The 18,108-nt window shown below is 62.2% G+C and carries 14 protein-coding genes; 4 read left to right on the plus strand and 10 right to left on the minus strand.

From position 1 onward, the window contains the following. Positions 1–228 precede the first annotated feature (228 nt). The 4 genes from AC5SSZ_RS17195 to AC5SSZ_RS17210 form a co-directional block, all read right to left on the minus strand. Positions 229–2,211, minus strand: coding sequence for an oxidoreductase (locus AC5SSZ_RS17195; RefSeq protein ID WP_495439041.1), 1,983 nt, complete (start codon positions 2,209–2,211; stop codon positions 229–231). 3 nt (positions 2,212–2,214) lie between these two features. Then, positions 2,215–2,940 (minus strand): NAD(P)-binding domain-containing protein, encoded by a 726-nt coding sequence (locus tag AC5SSZ_RS17200; RefSeq protein WP_274837694.1) that lies wholly within the window; start codon positions 2,938–2,940, stop codon positions 2,215–2,217. A 1-nt stretch (position 2,941) separates the two neighbouring features. Beyond that, the gene (locus AC5SSZ_RS17205) at positions 2,942–4,987 is read right to left on the minus strand and encodes an oxidoreductase (protein ID WP_495439043.1); all 2,046 of its coding nucleotides are present in this window, start codon (positions 4,985–4,987) and stop codon (positions 2,942–2,944) included. Between the two features lie 90 nt (positions 4,988–5,077). Beyond that, positions 5,078–6,640, minus strand: coding sequence for a trimethylamine methyltransferase family protein (locus AC5SSZ_RS17210; protein WP_495439045.1), 1,563 nt, complete (start codon positions 6,638–6,640; stop codon positions 5,078–5,080). Positions 6,641–6,743: 103 nt separating this feature from the next. Here AC5SSZ_RS17210 and AC5SSZ_RS17215 point away from each other — a divergent pair, with 103 nt between their 5' ends. Continuing rightward, a complete protein-coding gene (locus AC5SSZ_RS17215; protein ID WP_495439047.1) occupies positions 6,744–7,382 on the plus strand; it encodes a TetR/AcrR family transcriptional regulator in 639 nt (212 codons plus the stop codon). Between the two features lie 15 nt (positions 7,383–7,397). Here AC5SSZ_RS17215 and AC5SSZ_RS17220 read toward each other — a convergent pair whose 3' ends face one another. Next, positions 7,398–8,174, minus strand: coding sequence for a cyclase family protein (locus AC5SSZ_RS17220; RefSeq protein ID WP_274867112.1), 777 nt, complete (start codon positions 8,172–8,174; stop codon positions 7,398–7,400). A 38-nt stretch (positions 8,175–8,212) separates the two neighbouring features. Further along, a complete protein-coding gene (locus tag AC5SSZ_RS17225) occupies positions 8,213–9,091 on the minus strand; it encodes a LysR family transcriptional regulator (RefSeq protein WP_495439049.1) in 879 nt (292 codons plus the stop codon). A gap of 122 nt (positions 9,092–9,213) precedes the next feature. On the opposite strand from AC5SSZ_RS17225, the gene AC5SSZ_RS17230 reads away from it, so the two are divergent. Continuing rightward, positions 9,214–9,495: a DUF1330 domain-containing protein gene (locus tag AC5SSZ_RS17230; protein WP_274827823.1), complete on the plus strand. Its 282-nt coding sequence runs from the start codon at positions 9,214–9,216 to the stop codon at positions 9,493–9,495. Between the two features lie 67 nt (positions 9,496–9,562). Here the strand turns inward: AC5SSZ_RS17230 and fdhF are convergent, their stop codons facing one another. The 4 genes from fdhF to AC5SSZ_RS17250 form a co-directional block, all read right to left on the minus strand. Further along, positions 9,563–12,337: a formate dehydrogenase subunit alpha gene (gene fdhF / locus AC5SSZ_RS17235; RefSeq protein WP_274831231.1), complete on the minus strand. Its 2,775-nt coding sequence runs from the start codon at positions 12,335–12,337 to the stop codon at positions 9,563–9,565. A gap of 3 nt (positions 12,338–12,340) precedes the next feature. Then, positions 12,341–12,475: a hypothetical protein gene (locus AC5SSZ_RS17240; protein WP_495439051.1), complete on the minus strand. Its 135-nt coding sequence runs from the start codon at positions 12,473–12,475 to the stop codon at positions 12,341–12,343. 2 nt (positions 12,476–12,477) lie between these two features. Then, on the minus strand, positions 12,478–14,166 hold the full coding sequence (locus tag AC5SSZ_RS17245) for an NAD(P)H-dependent oxidoreductase subunit E (RefSeq protein WP_495439053.1): 1,689 nt from the start codon (positions 14,164–14,166) through the stop codon (positions 12,478–12,480). 94 nt (positions 14,167–14,260) lie between these two features. Then, a complete protein-coding gene (locus AC5SSZ_RS17250; RefSeq protein ID WP_495439054.1) occupies positions 14,261–15,169 on the minus strand; it encodes a LysR family transcriptional regulator in 909 nt (302 codons plus the stop codon). Between the two features lie 479 nt (positions 15,170–15,648). Here AC5SSZ_RS17250 and AC5SSZ_RS17255 point away from each other — a divergent pair, with 479 nt between their 5' ends. Both AC5SSZ_RS17255 and AC5SSZ_RS17260 read left to right on the plus strand, forming a co-directional pair. Beyond that, positions 15,649–16,218, plus strand: coding sequence for a hypothetical protein (locus tag AC5SSZ_RS17255; protein WP_065272785.1), 570 nt, complete (start codon positions 15,649–15,651; stop codon positions 16,216–16,218). A 43-nt stretch (positions 16,219–16,261) separates the two neighbouring features. Further along, entirely contained in the window at positions 16,262–18,091 is a 1,830-nt protein-coding gene (locus tag AC5SSZ_RS17260; RefSeq protein WP_065272784.1) for a methyl-accepting chemotaxis protein, read from the plus strand. Positions 18,092–18,108 lie beyond the last annotated feature (17 nt).

Here is an 18,108-nt window from a genome sequence, read left to right on the forward strand (position 1 = left end):
ACCGAAAAAACGGGAATTTTCTCGTAATATTCAACAAAATCAAATGCTTAACCAACACTTAAATCTGGCCCCGATGTGCGATTGAGCAGTACATTCTCCTATTTGCTGGTCCTTCCCCCCACACTCGGCGAGGGACGCTTAGTCCTCCACAGGGTTATCCACAGAGCACCGTTGAATCACACCTGAATCGGGTTGGAATCGGATGGGAATCGCCCGGACGAGAGCCGGTCAGAGGGCCAAACCGACTCGACGACCATCGAAAATTGCCTGCGCCGCCATCCGGGGCGCATCGGCATCACCGACGAGTTGCGGCGTAACACCCAGCCCGATCAACTCGTCCCGCAGAGACATATCCGCATGGTTCGGGACCGCCATTACCAAATCGTCGGCCGGAATGGCCCTTTGCGAGCCGGTCAGCAGGCAGGTCACCGTCGCGCCCTGCTCGTCCCAGCCTGCGATGGCGGCCTCGGTCACGAAGGTGACACCCAGCTCCGCCAGTGCGCGGCGCAGGTGGAGATCCGTGGCCGAACGCTGCAGCTCCTTGCCCACCATCGGGTCCGGCGTCACCAGCGTCACCCGGTGCCCGTCTTCGGCCAGCCGCCAGGCGGTGCCGCAGCCGCGCCAGTTGCCGCCTTCATCCAGCACGATCACCTCCCGGCCCAGACGGGCACGGCGGGCCATCACATCCTCGGCGGACCAGACGTGGCCGTGTTCGATCCCCGGCAGGTGGGCCAGATGCGGTAGGGCCTTTTGGAACCCGGTCTCCGTCGGCTGGCTGCCGGTAGCCAGGACCACCCTATCGGCGCCCTCGCCCTTTATGTCCTTCGCATCCACATAGGCGTTGAGCCGGACATCAACGCCCAGACGAGTGAGCTGGCGATCGTACCAGCTGATCAGATCGGTAATCTGCCCCCGGCGTGGCTGCAGACCAGCCAGATGGAATTGCCCCCCTAGATGCGCAGCCGCCTCGACCAGGGTCACGTGGTGGCCACGCTCGGCCGCAACCCGGGCAGCCTCCAGCCCGGCGGGGCCACCGCCGACCACCAGCACCTTTTTCGGATCGGTCGTCGGGTTGAAGCGATCACCGCCCCAGTCATGCTCTCGCCCGGCGGATGGATTGACCAAGCAGGAAATCCAGTAATCCCGGCTGCGCCTCCCCCAACACTGCTGGTTACAGGACAGGCAGCCCCGGATATCCTCTGCCCTGCCCGTCTCTGCCTTAGCCACCAGATGCGGATCGGCGATCTGGCCGCGCACCAGGGACACCAGATCTGCCTCTCCCGCGCCCAGAAGGGTATTGGCGTTCTCCGGCGTGCGGATATGACTTTCGGAGGTCACAAGGGCCTGCCCTACCGCGCCCTTCAGCGTTCCGGCCAGATCCGAGGTCAGCTTCTCCCCGTGCTGAAAGCTGGGCAGCAACCGGGCGAAATCGAAATAGGAACCGGAGCCGACGGTCACATAGTCCATTGCACCTTCGCTGTCGTGCAGGGCGACGATCTCGGCCATGCTTTCACGGCTGAGAGCAATATCGACCCCCGGTTCGTCATTGACCGACAGGCCGATGATAAAGTCCTCCCCGCAGGCGCGGCGGATGCGGTGCAGGATCTCGCGCGACAGGCGGGTGCGGTTCTCCAGACTGCCGCCCCAGCGATCATCGCGCTGGTTGGAAAAGGGCGTCCAGAACTGATCGAGCAGGCAATGGTAGGCGGCCCAGACCTCGACCCCGTCGAACCCTGCTTTTTGGCAGCGGATCGCGGCCTGAACGAACCCTTCGATGGTTTCCTCGATTTCGGCCTCGCTCATCATGTGGCTGGCGTCGCTGTCGTGGTAACTTGGCCCACCCGAGGGCGACCAGGCGGCGTGCCAGGAGTTGTCCTGATCGCCGTGGGCGCCGACGTGATAGAGCTGCTGAATCATCACCGCGCCTTCGGCCTTGCTGGCCTCGGTCAGGCGACGGAAGTGGGGGATCACTTCATCGCTGGAATGGAGGAAATTCCCGCGCGTCAGCACCGCAGAGGCATGCACCGGCATCGGCTCGACCACGATCATCGCCGCGCCGCCCAGCGCCCGTTCGCGGTAATAGGCCGTATGCGCCTCCCCCGGCAGGCCGCCATGGGCCATGTTGGTGGTATGGGCGCCAAAAACGATACGATTGCGCAGCGTCTTATGGCGCAGGGTCACCGGGCGAAAGATATGCGGAAAGGTGCTCATGGCTCAGCCCTCCAGGTCGTTCAGTCCTGACATCAGATCGCCGGTGATCCCGGCGTCCTCCATATGCAGGCGCAGGCGCTGGTTATAGCCGCCGGGCGTGTTCAGCGCTTCGATCAGATCGGCGCAGCCTGCCTCGGCGAGGCTGGTGGCGACCAGCATCCGCAGGAAGGCCTCTCCCTGCGCCGGATCTGCAACGCGCTCCCCCAGCCAATCCGCTGCATCGCCAACCATGCGCGCCACCGGTGACAGCACCGCCTGCGCACAAAGATAGGCGTCCAGTTCCGCACTGTCCTTCAGCGCAAAAACGGTATTGCGGATGCCAAAGATTTCATTGACCAGATCGGTATCGCCCTGCGCCATGATGGCGGATCCGCCCTGCGCAATGCCGGGGAAGGGCATCATCACCGCCGAGGCCCGCGCGGGGGCGACTAGCTCCCCCACCAGCCCGAGATCGGCGCCCGCCATGAAGGAGATCACCCGCTGATCCGCGCGAAAGGTGAGCGGCGCGAGGATACCCGGCGCGGCCCCGGCCATGAGCCCGAGAAAGATCACATCGCTTTGATCCAGAACCTGCTGGTTCGGCGCGATGGTCACGTTTTCAAACGCATCGGCCAGCGCAGCAGAGACACCCGTGCTGCGCTCCGAAACCGTGATCTGGTGGCCGTCGCCCTCAATGCCGCGCACCACCGCGGCCGCGATGGTGCCGGTTCCGATGACGCCAATGCGCATCTCAGATGTCCTTCATCAGGCGCAAGGCATCATAGATCGCCGCATGGGTGTTGCGGGCCGAAACCGCATCGCCGATGCGGAACAGCTGGAAGGTGCCATCTTCATTGCGCGCCACCTGTTGCGGCTTCCCTGCGATCAGCGCCTCGTGATCCAGCTCACCGCCATTACGGCTAAGCGGTTTCAGATCGAAGTAGAGATCATCCAGCGGCAGGGTGCCATAGTTCACCACCACCTGATCATAATCGGCGGTATAGCTGTGATCGCTGTAATCGGTGCCGATGGTGGCGGTCAGGACATTGCCGTTCTTGGCCACATCGAGCAGACGACGCGTCACGGTAAAGCGCACATCCTTGTCCTGAAGGCTGCGCATGTAAGGCACCAGGTTCATCGCCATGATATCCGGCGCGAACACACGATCCGGGGTCATCACCTCGACTGTGCTGCCTGCCGCAGCCGCAGCCTCGGCCGCCATCAGGCCGGGGTGATCGCCGCTTTCATCATAGATCAGCACGTTCTGCGCAGGCTTCACATCGCCTGAAATCAGATCCCAGGCCGAAATCACGTTGGCGGCTTCCTCCTTGACCTCGAACAGGTGGCCGTTGGGCAGACCGCCAGTGGCGACGATCACCACATCGGGGTTGAGGGCGGTGACATCCGCCGCCTCGGCCCAGGTATTGAAGAGGAAGGTCACATCACGCGCCGCACATTGGGCCATGCGCCAGTCGATGATGCCGATCATCTCGCGTCGGCGCGGGCTTTGCGCCGTCAGCAGGACCTGCCCACCGGGGTCGGCGGCAGCCTCGAACACAGTCACGTCATGACCACGCTCGGCGGCAACACGCGCTGCCTCCAGTCCAGCAGGGCCGGCGCCGATGATGACGACCTTCTTCTTCTCGTCTGCCGCCGGAATGTCATGCGGCATGGTCAGCTCGCGCCCCGTTGCGGCGTTGTGGATGCACAGGGCATCGCCCGCCTGATAGATCCGGTCCAGACAATAGGTGGCCCCGACGCAGGGACGGATATCATCCTCGCGCCCCTCCATGATCTTTTTTACCACATGGGGGTCGGCCATATGGGCGCGGGTCATCCCCACCATGTCCAAGAGCCCCGAGGCCACCGCATGGCGCGCCGTCGCCACATCGGGAATGCGCGCGGCATGGAAGGTGGGCATGCCGGTGGCCTGTTTCACCGACCCGGCAAAATCAAGATGCGGCGCGGCGGCCATGCCCTGCACCGGGATCACGTCGGTCATCGCCGGATCGGTATGGATGCGCCCCCGGATCACGTTGAGGAAATCCACCATGCCAGTCGCGGCGAGTCGTTTGGAGATTTCCAGCCCCTCTTCGGGGGTGATGCCACCGGTCTGATCCTCATCCGCCGTGTAGCGCAGGCCGACGATGAATTCCTCGCCGACCCGGTCGCGCACCGCCTGAAGCACATCGAGCGGCAATTTCATGCGGCTTTCCAGACTCGCGCCACCATAGGGACCATCCAGATCATTGGTCAGCGGCGACCAGAACTGATCCAGAAGGTGCCCGTAGACCTGCAACTCGATACCATCCATGCCGCCTGCCTTCATCCGCTCGGCGGCATCGGCGAAATCGGTGATGATCCGTTCGATATCCCAATCCTCGGCCAGTTTCGGAAAGGCCCGGTGCGCCGGTTCGCGGTGGCGGGTGGAGCTGACCGAAGGCAGCCAGTCGCCCTTGTTCCAGTTGGTGCGGCGCCCCAGATGGGTCAGCTGGATCATCACCGCCGCACCGTGTTCGTGCACCCGGTCGGTCAGCGCCTGGATCCAAGGCACCACCTCGTCCTTATAGGCCAGCACGTTGTTGAACACCGGCGGGCTGTCCTTGGACACCGCCGCCGACCCCGCCGTCATGGTCAGCGCCACCCCTGCCTTGGCCCGTTCCGCGTGGTAGGCGGCATAGCGTTCCTTTGGCATGCCATCCTCGGGATAAGCCGGTTCATGGCTGGTGGTCATGATCCGGTTGCGCAGGGTCAGGTGTTTCAGTTGGTAGGGCTGCAAAAGCGGATCATTGGACATCTTGGCGCTCTCCTTGCGGGCATCTGTTGCGGGGTTGTCGGGTCAATGGTGAAACGGAAACGGGTTCAGGAAAAGGCCTCAGTGTCGGCTTTAATACCAGGCATCGGGGACCTTGGCTTTCTTCCGGGTGATAAAGGCCTGAAGCGCCTCATCGGTGGCCTCATCCATGGCAGGCGCCTCATATGCGGCCAGCTGTGCCTTCCAGCGGGCGTTGGCACGGGAGGCCGCATCGACGCCGCCCTTTTCATCCCAGGTTTCCCAAGGCTGGTGATCGTCCACCGCGCTGTCCCAATAGGCGGTCTGGTAATGGCGCAGGGTGTGCTGGGTGGAAAACAGGTGCTGCCCGGGGCCGCCTTCGGCCAGAGCGTCGAACCCGAGCGTGTCTTCGTTGACCTCGAACCCTTTCAGATAGGCATGCAGCGCACCGCAAAGGTCCGTATCGAGAATGAATTTTTCGTAGGACATCGACAAAAGCCCGTCGAGGAAGCCCGCCGAATGCAGGATGTAATTGGCCCCGCATTGCACCGCAGACATCATCGACATCATCGACTGCTGCATCGCCTGCGCATCCGGCAGTTTCGAGGTTGAGAAATTCCCGGCGCAGCGCAGCGGCAGATTCAAGCGACGCGCCAGCTGCCCCATGGCCAGCGAGGCCAGCGCCGGTTCCGGTGTACCAAAGGTGGGCGAGCCCGACCGCAGCGACATGGAACTGATGAAAGAGCCTAGAATGGCAGGCGCACCGGGGCGCACCAACTGGGTGATGGCGCAGGACACCATGGTTTCGGCCAGGCATTGCGCTAGCGCCCCCGCCATAGTCAGCGGCGCCACTGCCCCGCCAAGCAGGAAGGGCAGATGGATCGACCCTTGCCCCGCCGCCGCATAGGCGCGGATCCCCTGCGAGGTGACGCCATCAATCACCAGCGGCGAGGTGGTGTTGAAATTGCCCATGATGACGCAGTTCTGGTCGACGAAATCCGCACCAAACAGGATGCGGCACATCTCGATACTGTCCTCGGCACGCTCGGGCGCGGTGATCGATCCCAGGAAGGCCCGGTCGCTATAGCGCATATGGGCATAAACCATATCCAGATGCCGCTTGTTGACGGCAATATCGGTCGGCTCGCAGATGGTGCCGCCGGAATGGTGCAGGAAGGGGCTCATCTGCGCCAGTTTCACGAAATTGCGGAAATCGGCGATGGTGCCGTAGCGGCGGCCATTGTCCAGATCCATCACGAAGGGAGAGCCGTAAGAGGGCGCCAGCACCATGGCATCGCCGCCGATCTCAACCGAGTTGGCGGGATTGCGGGCGTGCTGGGTAAATCGCGCGGGCGCGGTTTTCAGAATCTCCCGGATCATGCCGGGGGCAAATTTCAGATTCCAGCTGCTGGCGGTCAGATCGGTCACCGCGGCGCCCGCTGCGCGGAACAGGGCAACGGTTTCGGGATCGTCGCGGAACTCCAGTCCGATTTCGGACATGATACGCTCGGCGGTGGCCTCGATCTGCGCAAGGCTCTCCTCGGACAGGATGTCATAGGTGGGGATCCTGCGGCTGATATAGGGCACGCGCAGGTGTTCGTTCTGCCCCGGCTCTGCCGTGCGCCCAGCGCTGCGGCGCGCCCGCCGACCCCGCGATTTGACTGCCACCTCTGCCATCTGTGCGACCTCCTCTTATCGAATTGACATCATCAGTTGACACAAGTGTCAATTCAATAATCACATACGTCAACTTCGATTGCGTCACGAGGATGTCGCTGTTATGCAAAATACCATGAACGCTTCTCAGACCCTTGCAGAACTCTCCCAGCAGACCAGCAGCGCGGATGCCTGGCTGATGGCCGCCTATGAAGAGCTGACCGCCCATGGCGTCGGCGCGGTGAAAATCATGCCGCTGGCGAAAAAACTGGGGGTCTCGCGCACCAGTTTCTACTGGTACTTCAAGGATCGCGAGGCGCTACTGGAGGCGATGATCCGCCACTGGGAGGACAAGAACACCGGCAATCTGGTCGCCCGCACCGAAGCCTATGCAGAGAACCTGTTCGAGGCGGTGTTCAACCTGTTTGATTGCTGGCTGGCCCCGGATCTGTTCGATTCCCGGCTGGATCTGGCGATCCGCAACTGGGCGCGCAGCGACCCGTCGCTACAGGCTCGACTGGATCTGGCCGATGCTCGCCGCAAGAGGGCGATGACCGATATGCTGATCCGGTACGGGTATGATCCCGAGGACGCCGAGATCCGCGCGCTCACCATGATCTACACTCAGATCGGCTATATCTCGATGCAGGTGCACGAGGACGCGGCCCAGCGTCTGGCGCGGATGCCGGGCTATATGGAGGTTTTCACCGGCCAGAAGCCCGCGCAAAAGGACATCGACCGCTTCATGGCGCGCCATCGCTGAACAGCGCGCTGTTCCTTAGTCGTTGAAGATCGCCACCGCCCGAATGAACCCGGCAGAGGCACCCTTGATCTTGAACGGAAAGCAGGAAATCTCGAACCCTGTCGGCGGCAGCTGGTCAAGGTTGGTCAGCTTCTCCATATGGCAATAGCCCACCTCCATCGAGGCGCGGTGCCCTTCCCAGATAATCGCGGGATCGCCCGATTTTGCGTATTCCTGCGCCGTCAGCGGAAAGGGCGCATCCCAGCTCCAGGCATCCGTGCCGGTGACACGCACACCCCGCTCGGTCAGGTACAGCGTCGCCTCCCGCCCGATGCCGCAGCCCCGCACGAGGTAATCGGGATGCCCATAGCGCGCCCCGGCCGAGGTATTGACCACCACGATATCAAGCGGCTGCAATTCGTGGCCGATCCGGTCCAGCTCGGCCTCCACATCCGCGGCTGTAACCACATAGCCATCGTCGAAATGGCGGAAATCCAATTTTACCCCCGGCGCCATGCACCATTCCAGCGGCACCTCGTCGATGGTGATCGCCCGCTCCCCGCCATTCATGGTGGAATGATGGTGATAGGGCGCATCCAGATGGGTGCCGTTGTGGGTGGCGATCTGCAGCCGTTCGATCGCCCAGCCCTCACCGCCGGGAAGATCCTCGCGCTTCAGCCCCGGGAAAAAGCTCATCACCTGTTCAGCGGTCTGATCGTGAGAAAGGTATTCGATCTGCGGCAGCATGATCTCTGGGTCGGACTGGATACCTGTTTCTAGAGCAACGGAAAGATCGACAAATCGGCGCGGCATGGGAAATCCTTTTTGAAATCTGCCGCGATGCTAGCGCCTCAGGGCAGGCATGAGAACAGGGTTCTGTTGTCGCGAAACCAAGGTTCCAGAATGCCCTTGAGCGCCGTGACCTTGGCCGATCCCTGCAGGTCCCGGTGGCTCAGCAACCAGATCGGCGCGTAGGGCTGTACCGGCAGTTGCGGCAGCGGCACCAACTGCGGATAGGCGCGCCCAAGGAAGACGGGCATACGCAGGGCACCCATCCCCGCCAGCGCCGCCGCGATCATGCTGGGCATATCATCAAGCCGTGCCCGCACCCGTATATCGGGATGGATCTTGCTGGCGGCGGCGGGCGGCGCATCGTGCCCCGCATAAAGCACCCAATCCAGCGGCGCCTGCGGATCACGCGCCGCCGCTTCGGCGATCTCGGGCAGCGCGAAAAACCCGCTCTGCTGTTCGGCAAGCTTGCGCCCCACCAGCGTCTCTTGCGGGTAGCGACTGATCCTGAGCGCCAGATCAGCCTCACGCCGGGCGAGATCCAGAACGCCATTGGCCGCCCTGACGGTCAGCTCCAACTGTGGGTGCGCGGCCGTGAACTCTGCCAAAAGCGGCGCCAGAAAGGTCTGGATCAGCAAGGGCGGCGCGGTGAGGCTCAAAGGGCCGCTCAGATCCTGTGCCCGGCCCGACAGGCGCCGCATCGCCGCCTGCTCCTCGGCCTCCATTCGGGCGGCGGCCGCAGCGATCTCATGCGCCTCTTCGGTCGGGTGATAGCCCTCGGGGCGGCGTTCGAACAACGGACGACCCAGCGCCTCCTCGGCGCGGCGGATGCGGCGCGCCACGGTGGTATAGGTCAGCCCCAGCTGCGCGCCCGCAGCGGCCAGATTGCCGCCGCGCACCAGCGCAAGAACGGTCTGCATATCATCCCATGTGATCTTCATGCGTGCGTTTTTGCATGTCTGATGTCGAAATTCACGCGTTTTTCTACACCGCACCGCCGGGCATTCAGCACGGGTTGAAACACGGGTCGCAAACCCGACCACTCCACAGAAGGAAACGCATCATGGTTTATGCCTATGTCAATCTGCCCATCACCAACCCCGACAGCTTTGCCGCCTATCGCGAAAAAGCAGGCGCCGCGCTTGCAAAACACGGGGTGCGGATCGTGACCTCCTCCCCGCAGCAGCGGGTGATTGAAGGCTCCCGTGACGAAACCGGGGTCGGCGTGATCCTGGAATTCGACAGCACCGAGGCTGCGCTCGGCTGGATCAACGATGAAGAGTTGAAAGAAGTGCACGGCCTGCGTCAGGCCGCGGGCAACGGGGCCATCACCCTCTTGGGTTAACCCATACAAATAAAACCGGGCGCAATGTGGATGACATTGCGCCCGGTAACAGTCTCATTTGGCTGGATTACTCCGCCGCGATCTGCTCTTCCGCCTTTTCGACCCGGACCGCCGAGAATTTGAACTCGGGGATCATGCCGTAGGGGTCCAGCGCCGAATTGGTCAGCACGTTCGCTGCCGCCTCGACATAGGCGAAGGGCACAAAGACCATATCTTCGGACACGGCCCGGTCGGCGCGCGCCATGATCTTGATCGAACCGCGCCGGGTGGAGAGACGCACCATGCCGCCGGGCTCAACACCCAGTTTGCGCAGGGTCTTCGGATGCAGCGAGCAGTTCGCTTCCGGCTCTACCGCATCCAGCACCAGCGACCGGCGGGTCATCGCTCCGGTGTGCCAATGCTCCAACTGGCGGCCGGTGGTCATGATCATCGGATACTCATCATCCGGCGCCTCATCCGGCGCGATCACCGCCGCCGGCGTGAACATCGCCTTGCCGCCTTCGCGCGGGAAGCCATCGCCGAACACCACCGACTGGCCCGGGTCCTCGGGCGACAGCGACGGGTAGGCCACGGTCTCGTTCTCCAGCCGCTCCCAGGTGATGTTGTTGAGCGACTTCATGTTGAGCTTCATCTCGGCAAAGACCTCGGACACATCGGTATAGGTCCAGGGCAGACCGATCCGCTGCGCCAGATCGACGGTGATCGACCAATCCTCGCGCGCCTCACCCGGAGGGGCGACAGCCGGGCGGACCCGCTGCACCTGCCGGTTGGTGTTCGAGACGGTGCCGTTTTTCTCGTAAAGGGCCGAGGCGGGCAGGATGATGTCGGCAAAGTTCGCAGTCTCGGTCAGGAAGATATCCTGCACGATCATCAGTTCCAGCTTAGCAAAGGCCTCCCGCGCGTGATCCGCGTCGGGGTCGGACATCGCCGGGTTCTCACCCTGGATGTACATGCCCTTGATATTGCCCGCATAGACCTGATCGACGATCTCCGTCACCGTCAGGCCCTTCTCGTTCGAGAAGTCGCCGCCACCCCAGACATCGGTAAAGGAGCTGCGCACTTCGTCGCTGGTCACCGTCTGGTAATCCGGCAGGAACATCGGGATCAGGCCAGCATCGGATGCACCTTGCACATTGTTCTGACCGCGCAGCGGGTGCAGGCCGGTGCCGGGACGCCCGACGTTGCCGGTCATCAGCGCCAGACTGATCAGGCAGCGCGAATTGTCGGTGCCGTGGATATGCTGGCTGACGCCCATGCCCCAGAAGATCAGCGCAGATTGCGCGCCAGCGAACATCCGGGCCACGCGGCGCAGCTGCTCCGGCGGGATGCCGCAGATTTCGCTCATCTTCTCAGGGGTGAACTGGCGCAGATGCTCTTTCTCGGCGGCCCAGTTGTCGGTCCAGCGGTGGATGTACTGGCTGTCGTAGAGCTCCTCCTCGACGATCACGTTCATGATCGCGTTCAACATCGACACATCCGCCCCGGGACGGAACTGCAGCATCTCAGTCGCGTAGCGGCGCATGCCGACACCGCGCGGATCCATCACGATCAACTTGCCACCGCGTTTCGTGAACTGCTTGAAGTAGGTGGCCGCCACCGGGTGGTTCTCGATCGGGTTGGCACCGATGATGATCGCCACATCGGCGTTTTCGATCTCGTTGAAGCTGGCGGTCACCGCACCGGAGCCGACGTTTTCGATCAGCGCCGCCACCGAGGAAGCGTGGCACAGACGGGTGCAGTGGTCGACGTTATTGTGCTTGAAGCCCTGGCGAATGAACTTCTGGAAGAGATAGGCTTCTTCGTTGGTGCATTTTGCCGAGCCAAAGCCCGCAACGTTGCGCGGATCCTCGTTGCGCAGCTTGATCAGCCCCTTGGCCGCGAGATCCAGCGCCTCTTCCCAAGTCGCTTCGCGGAAATGGGTGGAGAGGTTGCCCGGATCGACATTCAGCCCCTTGGCGGGAGCGTCGTCGCGACGGATCAGCGGCTTGGTCAGGCGGTGCGGGTGGTGGATATAGTCGTAACCGAAGCGGCCCTTGACGCAGAGACGGCCTTCGTTCGCCGGGCCATTGATGCCCTCGACGTATTTGACCTTTCCGTCCTTCACCTTGAGGCTGACCTTGCAGCCGACGCCGCAGAAGGGGCAGACGCTCTCGGTTTCGGAATCGTAATCCTTGCTGTCGCCAACCTGCGCCTCGTCCACCACAGAGGCGGGCATCAGCGCGCCGGTCGGGCAGGCCTGCACGCATTCGCCGCAGGCCACGCAGGAGGATGCGCCCATCGGGTCGGCGATATCAAAGGTCGGATAGGCATCGTGACCACGCCCAGCCATCCCGATGACGTCGTTCACCTGCACTTCGCGGCAGGCGCGCACGCAGAGGCCGCAGGAGATGCAGGCGTCAAGATTCACGCTCATCGCGACATGGCTATCGTCGAGCAGCGGAATGCGACCCTCTTCCAGTTTCGGGAAACGCGACTCCGAAACCCCGTTCAGCTCGGCCATGTCCCACAGGTGCGAGGACTTATCATGCGCCTCTTCCTGTTTGGGCTGGTCGGCCACCAGCAGTTCCATCACCATCTTGCGGGCATTTGTGGCGCGCGCATTGTTGGTGGTGACAACCATGCCCTCGGCGGGTTCGCGGATACAGGAAGCTGCGAGCGTGCGCTCGCCTTCGATCTCCACCATACAGGCGCGACAGTTGCCGTCGGGGCGGTAGCCGGGCTGCGGCTTGTGGCACAGGTGCGGGATTTTCAGACCGCGACCGTTCGCGACTTCCCAGATGGTCATGCCCGCATCCGCGGTGACCTGTTCGCCGTCGAGGGTAAAGGTGATTTGCTTCGACATGGCTCAGATCTCCTTGGCTTGCGAAGATGAGAATAGGGGAGCGCCCGACCCGGGGTGGGCGTGAAGCGCCCGCCCATTGGGGCGGGTCGGGCGCTGCCCGGCGTTACCCGCCGGGCGGAACATCAACTGAAGGATCATGCTCAGATCTCCTCCGGGAAATGTTTCATGGTCAGGCGGATCGGGTTCGGCGCGGCCTGGCCCAGACCACAGATAGAGGCATCGACCATGGTCTGACTCAGCTCCTCCAAAAGGCCCTGATCCCACTTGTCGGCCTGCATCAGCTTCACGGCTTTTTCGCAACCAGCCCGGCAGGGGGTACATTGACCGCAGCTTTCATCCTCAAAGAACCGCAGCATATTGAGCGCGGCCTCGCGGGCGCTGTCCTGATCGGACAGGACCACCACGGCAGCGGAACCGATGAATGTGCCATGCGGTTGCAGCGTGTCGAAATCGAGCGGGATATCGTCCATATGCGCTGGCAACAGACCGGAGGACGGACCGCCCGGCTGATAGGCCTTGAAGGCGTGGCCATCGAGCATACCGCCCGCAGCCTCGATGATATCAGCGATGGTGGAACCTGCGGGCAGCAGATGAACACCGGGGTTCTTGACCCGGCCCGAGACGGAGTAGTTGCGCAGCCCCTTGCGACCGTTCTTTTCAACCGAATTCAGCACTTCGGGGCCAAACCGGCAGATGCGCGCCACCCAGTAGAGGGTTTCGACATTGTGCACGAGCGTCGGCTGACCAAAGATCCCCACCTGCGCCACAAACGGCGGGCGGTGACGCGGCTCACCGCGCTTGCCTTCGATGCTTTCGATCATCGCGCTTTCTTCGCCGCAGATATAGGCCCCTGCCCCGCGGCGCAGATCGATATAGCCTTCCTCGACAATACCGGCATCTTCCAGCGCCTTGATCTCGCGACGCAGGATTTCCAGCACCGCCGGATATTCGTCGCGCATATAGATAAAGGCTTTCTCGGCCTCGACCGCCCAGGCGCCGATCAGCATGCCCTCAAGGAACATATGCGGGTCGCGCTCAAGATGGTGACGGTCCTTGAATGTGCCGGGCTCGCCCTCATCGCCGTTTACCGCCAGATAGCGGGGACCAGGATTGGCGCGTACAAAGCCCCATTTCTTACCCGAGGGGAAACCGGCGCCGCCAAGACCGCGCAAACCGGCCTCAAGCACCGTGTCCTGCACCGCTTCCCAGTCGCCGCCCGCGCGCAGCTCGGCAAGGATGCGATAGCCGCCATCGGCGACATATTCGGCATAGGTTTGGTAATCGGGGATCTGCGGGTGGGTGTCACCGGCGTGAACGGCGGCAATCGCCTTTTCCGCGGTGGCGTGATCGATGTGATTGTGACCGATCTCCAGCACCGGCGCCGTGTCGCAACGGCCCATGCAAGGCGCGCGCAGCACACGCACCTCGGACGGGTCCAGCCCATCCTCCAGCGCTTTTTGCAGCTGCTGGGCACCGGCCAGTTCGCAGGACAGGCTGTCGCAAACCCGGATGGTCAGCGCAGGCGGCCGGGTCTCGCCTTCCTTCACCACATCGAAATGTGCGTAGAAACTGGCGACCTCATAGATCTCGGCCTGACCGGTGCGCATTTCCTCGGCCAGCGCCCGGATATGCGCCGCACTGAGACAGCCATACGCATCTTGGATGAGATGCAGGAATTCGATCAGAAGATCGCGATTGCGGGGGCGGTCCCCCAGAAGTGCCAAGACTTCCTCGTGGGCCTGATCGTCAAGCTGACGACCCTTGGGGGTTTTGCGTCCCTTGCCCTTGCCGGATTTCCATACGCCCTTGCTATTGTCCAACGGTGCCACGTTGATCTCCACTTCGCTGGTGCCATGCGCTTTGGCATTTCATCAGCTGTGAATATCGTCAAATCGCATATTCATAAGGCACGATAACGAAGACTTATTGTTCAAAGGCGGCAACCACGTCCCTCAGCGCCCGGACCGTGGTCAGCTCGGGCTCGCGGTCCAGCGTGGCCATGCAGATCGGCCGCGCCTGTTCCGGCGCCTCCAGCCGCAGCACCCGGGTTCCTTCGATCGGGCCCAGCGCATCGGCCAGCGCTTGCGGCAGGATGGTAGCCACAAGCCCCTCACGCGCCATAATAATAGCGGACATAAAGCCGCTGGATTCCGACAGGACCTCGGGCCGCAGCCCCTGCTCGGCAAAGATCCAGTCCAGAATACGCCGGTTCTGCATCGATTGATCCAAGAGGCTCAGCGGCAGTTCAGCAGCCTGTGCCCAGCTGATTTCACCGGCGCCCTCGCCCGTCTGCAGAGCGATCTGCGCCACCAAGCCGACCGGCGCCAGAACCACATAGCGTTCGTCGTAAAGCGGCTGCCTGATCACAAGATTTTGTTCGATGGAGTCCATATACGTGAGCCCCGCATCCAGCGTTCCCTCGAACAGACGCTGCTGGATGGCCGCCGAAGACATCACGTTGATTCGAGCTAGAATGCGCGGGTGGGCTTGTTGCAGCCGGTTGACCAACCGCGCCGCGAAACTGGTGGCCGTCGGCACCACACCCAGATCCAGCGTGCCAGTAACCTGCCCGCGGGCGGCCGCGATCTCCTGCTCCAGCGCCCGGGCGTCATCCAGCAGCGACCGGCCCCGCGCCACGATCAGCTCGCCTTCGCCTGTCAAACCCTGAAACCGGTTGCCGCGCCGCACGATGGACACGCCCAACTTGTCCTCCAGGTTGCGGATCCGCATCGAGAAGGCAGGCTGCGACATGCCGCATTCTTGTGCAGCTTTGGCGAAATGCTGGTGTCGGGCCAGCGCCGTCAGCAGTTGTAGGTCTTTGAGCTCAATCATGCGGTGACATTAGGGGCTTGCAGAGTGCAACTTCAATGCCGCGCGGTTCGGTCCAGATCACAATGACTTTTCCAATATTCGAAAGCTCGCGATGCCATGAATGGAATCGACTGGTAACCGCCCCTGTGCCGTCAATATTCAACCATCAAAAACGCCATGAAAACCGCGAGATAACACTTACAATTTTAAGCTTGTTATCTCCAATGCCCCCCGTGCACACGCCCCCCTTCCCCCTGTTTCAAGGCCATGTCTTCCTTACTGCGCCCTGTCACACAATCGTGATTTTGAATGTAATTCAGAGGCTTGCTGCATTTCGCAGGCACGCCCCCGATCAGTCGCTGCAACGCAGAATTCCCCTTCAAAACCTGGCCCAAAGGCCGCCCAGGCCCCTCACTGCACCGTTAATTCATCCGTAAACCCTTGGACCTAGCGTCGATCATGGTCTGCATCCCGACCTAAATCACAGCAAAGAGTATCCAATGCGTATAGTTACCTGTTCCGCCCTGTTTTCCCTTGTTCTGTCGCCCGTCTGGGCCAACGACTTTGAGCCAAGCATGAAAGCGTATCTGGAAAATAGCATCCGTGACTGGGCGACCGCCCCGGTTCTGATTGATGCCATCAACGGGCAAAACGCCCGGACTTCCGGCTATTCGCAGGCTCAGATCGATGCCATGGACACAGCTTGGCGCGCCGAAGTGGGGACCGCCTCCACACCGACGATCACGCCTGTGCTGGAGAATGCCGCCGCCGACTTCCTGCGCGAGCAGGTGGTGAAATCGGGTGGCCAGATCACCGAAGTTTTCGTCATGGATGCCCATGGGCTGAACGTGGCTGCCTCGGCGGCGACCTCTGACATGTGGCAAGGCGACGAGGCCAAGTTCCAGCAGACCTACCCCGTCGGCCCGGATGCCGCGCACTTCGGGGATGTCGAGCTTGATGCATCTACCCAAAGCTATCAGGCGCAAATCTCGCTTACCATTGTGGATCCCGCAACCGGCGCTCCGATCGGAGCAATGACGGTGGCTGTTGACGCTGAATCGCTGATGTAATCCAGCGCGTTCCACGCACTGCAAAAGATCGAAAGGTGCACAAATGAAAGTCCGTCTTCCCTCGATATCCCTGTTCAAAGGCATGTCGGTATTCATGAAATGCTGCCTGTTGATCGCGGCAACCACTCTGGTGGTAGCCGGATCGCTGACCTACAAGAACGAGAAGACCTTCAAGGCCGCCGTTGAAAAGGGCGTCCGCACGCTGGGCAGCGGGGTCACAATCACCGTGGCAGCCCGCAGTGGCGGCGCCATCCGGTTTGGGGACTCGGACCGGCTGTCGGCTGATATCGAGAAACTGATCGAACTGTCCGATGGCCGCGCCCTGGCAGGGGTTGCCGTAAACAAGGATGGCAAGGTCGTTGCAACCGGAGGAGAAATCAGCGAAGCCGACCTGGCAAAGCTGAGCGAGCTCGGCCATGCCTCGGCCCAGTCTGGTCAGACGGAAATGTCGGCGGACGGTTACTATGTTGCCGCTCCCGCGACGGCCGGGGCAGATGGATCCGTCATTGTCGGCTCTGTCGCAATGCTCTGGTCGCCCGAGGTGGCCTTTGCCGAAGCCGCCTTTGACGAAATGATGTCCATGGTCTTCGCGATCGCCGCGTTTGTGATCATGTGTACATTATCGGTCTTTGCACTGCGCTCTATCCTGTCGCGCCCGCTCAGCAGCGTCACCAAGTCGATCGACGTGATTGCCGACGGCGATTACGACACCGAAGTCAGCCATCTGGACCGCCGCGACGAAATCGGCCGAATTGCCCAGACGCTGGATCATTTGAAGTCCCAACTGGCCGCCGCCCGTGAGGTGGAGGAGCAGCGCAAGGTGGCCCAGGCTGAGCAGAAAAAGGTCGTCGAAACGCTGAACGTGGCGCTGCAGGACATGTCCGAAGGCGATCTGAGCAAGACCATCGACACGCCCTTTGCCACCGAATACGAAAGCCTGCGCCAGAACTACAATGCCACCGTGGAAAAGATGGTCGGCATCATCGACGCGGTGATCGACAATTCGACCCGCATCCGGGAAAACTCCGAGGAAATCAGCCAGTCGTCCAGCGATCTGTCGCAGCGCACCGAAAGCCAGGCGGCCACGCTGGAGGAGACTGCAGCGGCCATGGAAGAGCTGACCGTCAGCGTCCGCTCCGCCGCGGATGGCGCCAAGGAAGTTGAAACCATCGTGACCGAGGCGAAATCCACCGCCGAGCAAAGCGGCAAGGTGGTGACCGATGCGGTCAACGCGATGTCCCAGATCGAAACCTCTTCCGAAAAGATCTCGCAGATCATCTCGGTCATTGACGATATCTCCTTCCAGACCAACCTTCTGGCGCTGAACGCCGGGGTGGAAGCCGCCCGTGCAGGCGAAGCAGGCCGTGGCTTTGCCGTCGTTGCCTCGGAAGTACGTGCCTTGGCGCAGCGTTCCTCGGATGCTGCTCAGGAGATCAAGGGCCTCATCGCCGAAAGTTCCCAGCATGTGAACAAGGGCGTTGATCTTGTCGGCAAGGCCGGTGACGAGCTGAAGAAGATCATCGACCGCGTCGGCACCATCTCCGGCCATATCTCCGAGATCGCCGGCGGCGCACGGGAACAGTCGACAACACTCGCCGAGATCAACACCGGCGTCACCCAGCTGGATCAGGTCACCCAGCACAACGCCGCCATGGTCGAAGAGGCAACCGCCGCAGCCCAGATCCTGCGCAACGATGCCAACGAACTGGCCCGGCATGTCTCGGTCTTCAACACCGGGGGCGGTCGTCGCCCCGTGGCCAGCATCGCAACGATGCCCGCGCCATCGGCCCACCCGGCACCCGGCAGCGAGAACGACGATTTCTTTGCGGACGAGCCGCCCGCGAAAGTGGCGGTAGGCTGGGAAGACTTCTGATCCCTGCCCACTCCTCA

Source organism: Phaeobacter sp. CC-HEC084 (assembly GCF_059429255.1).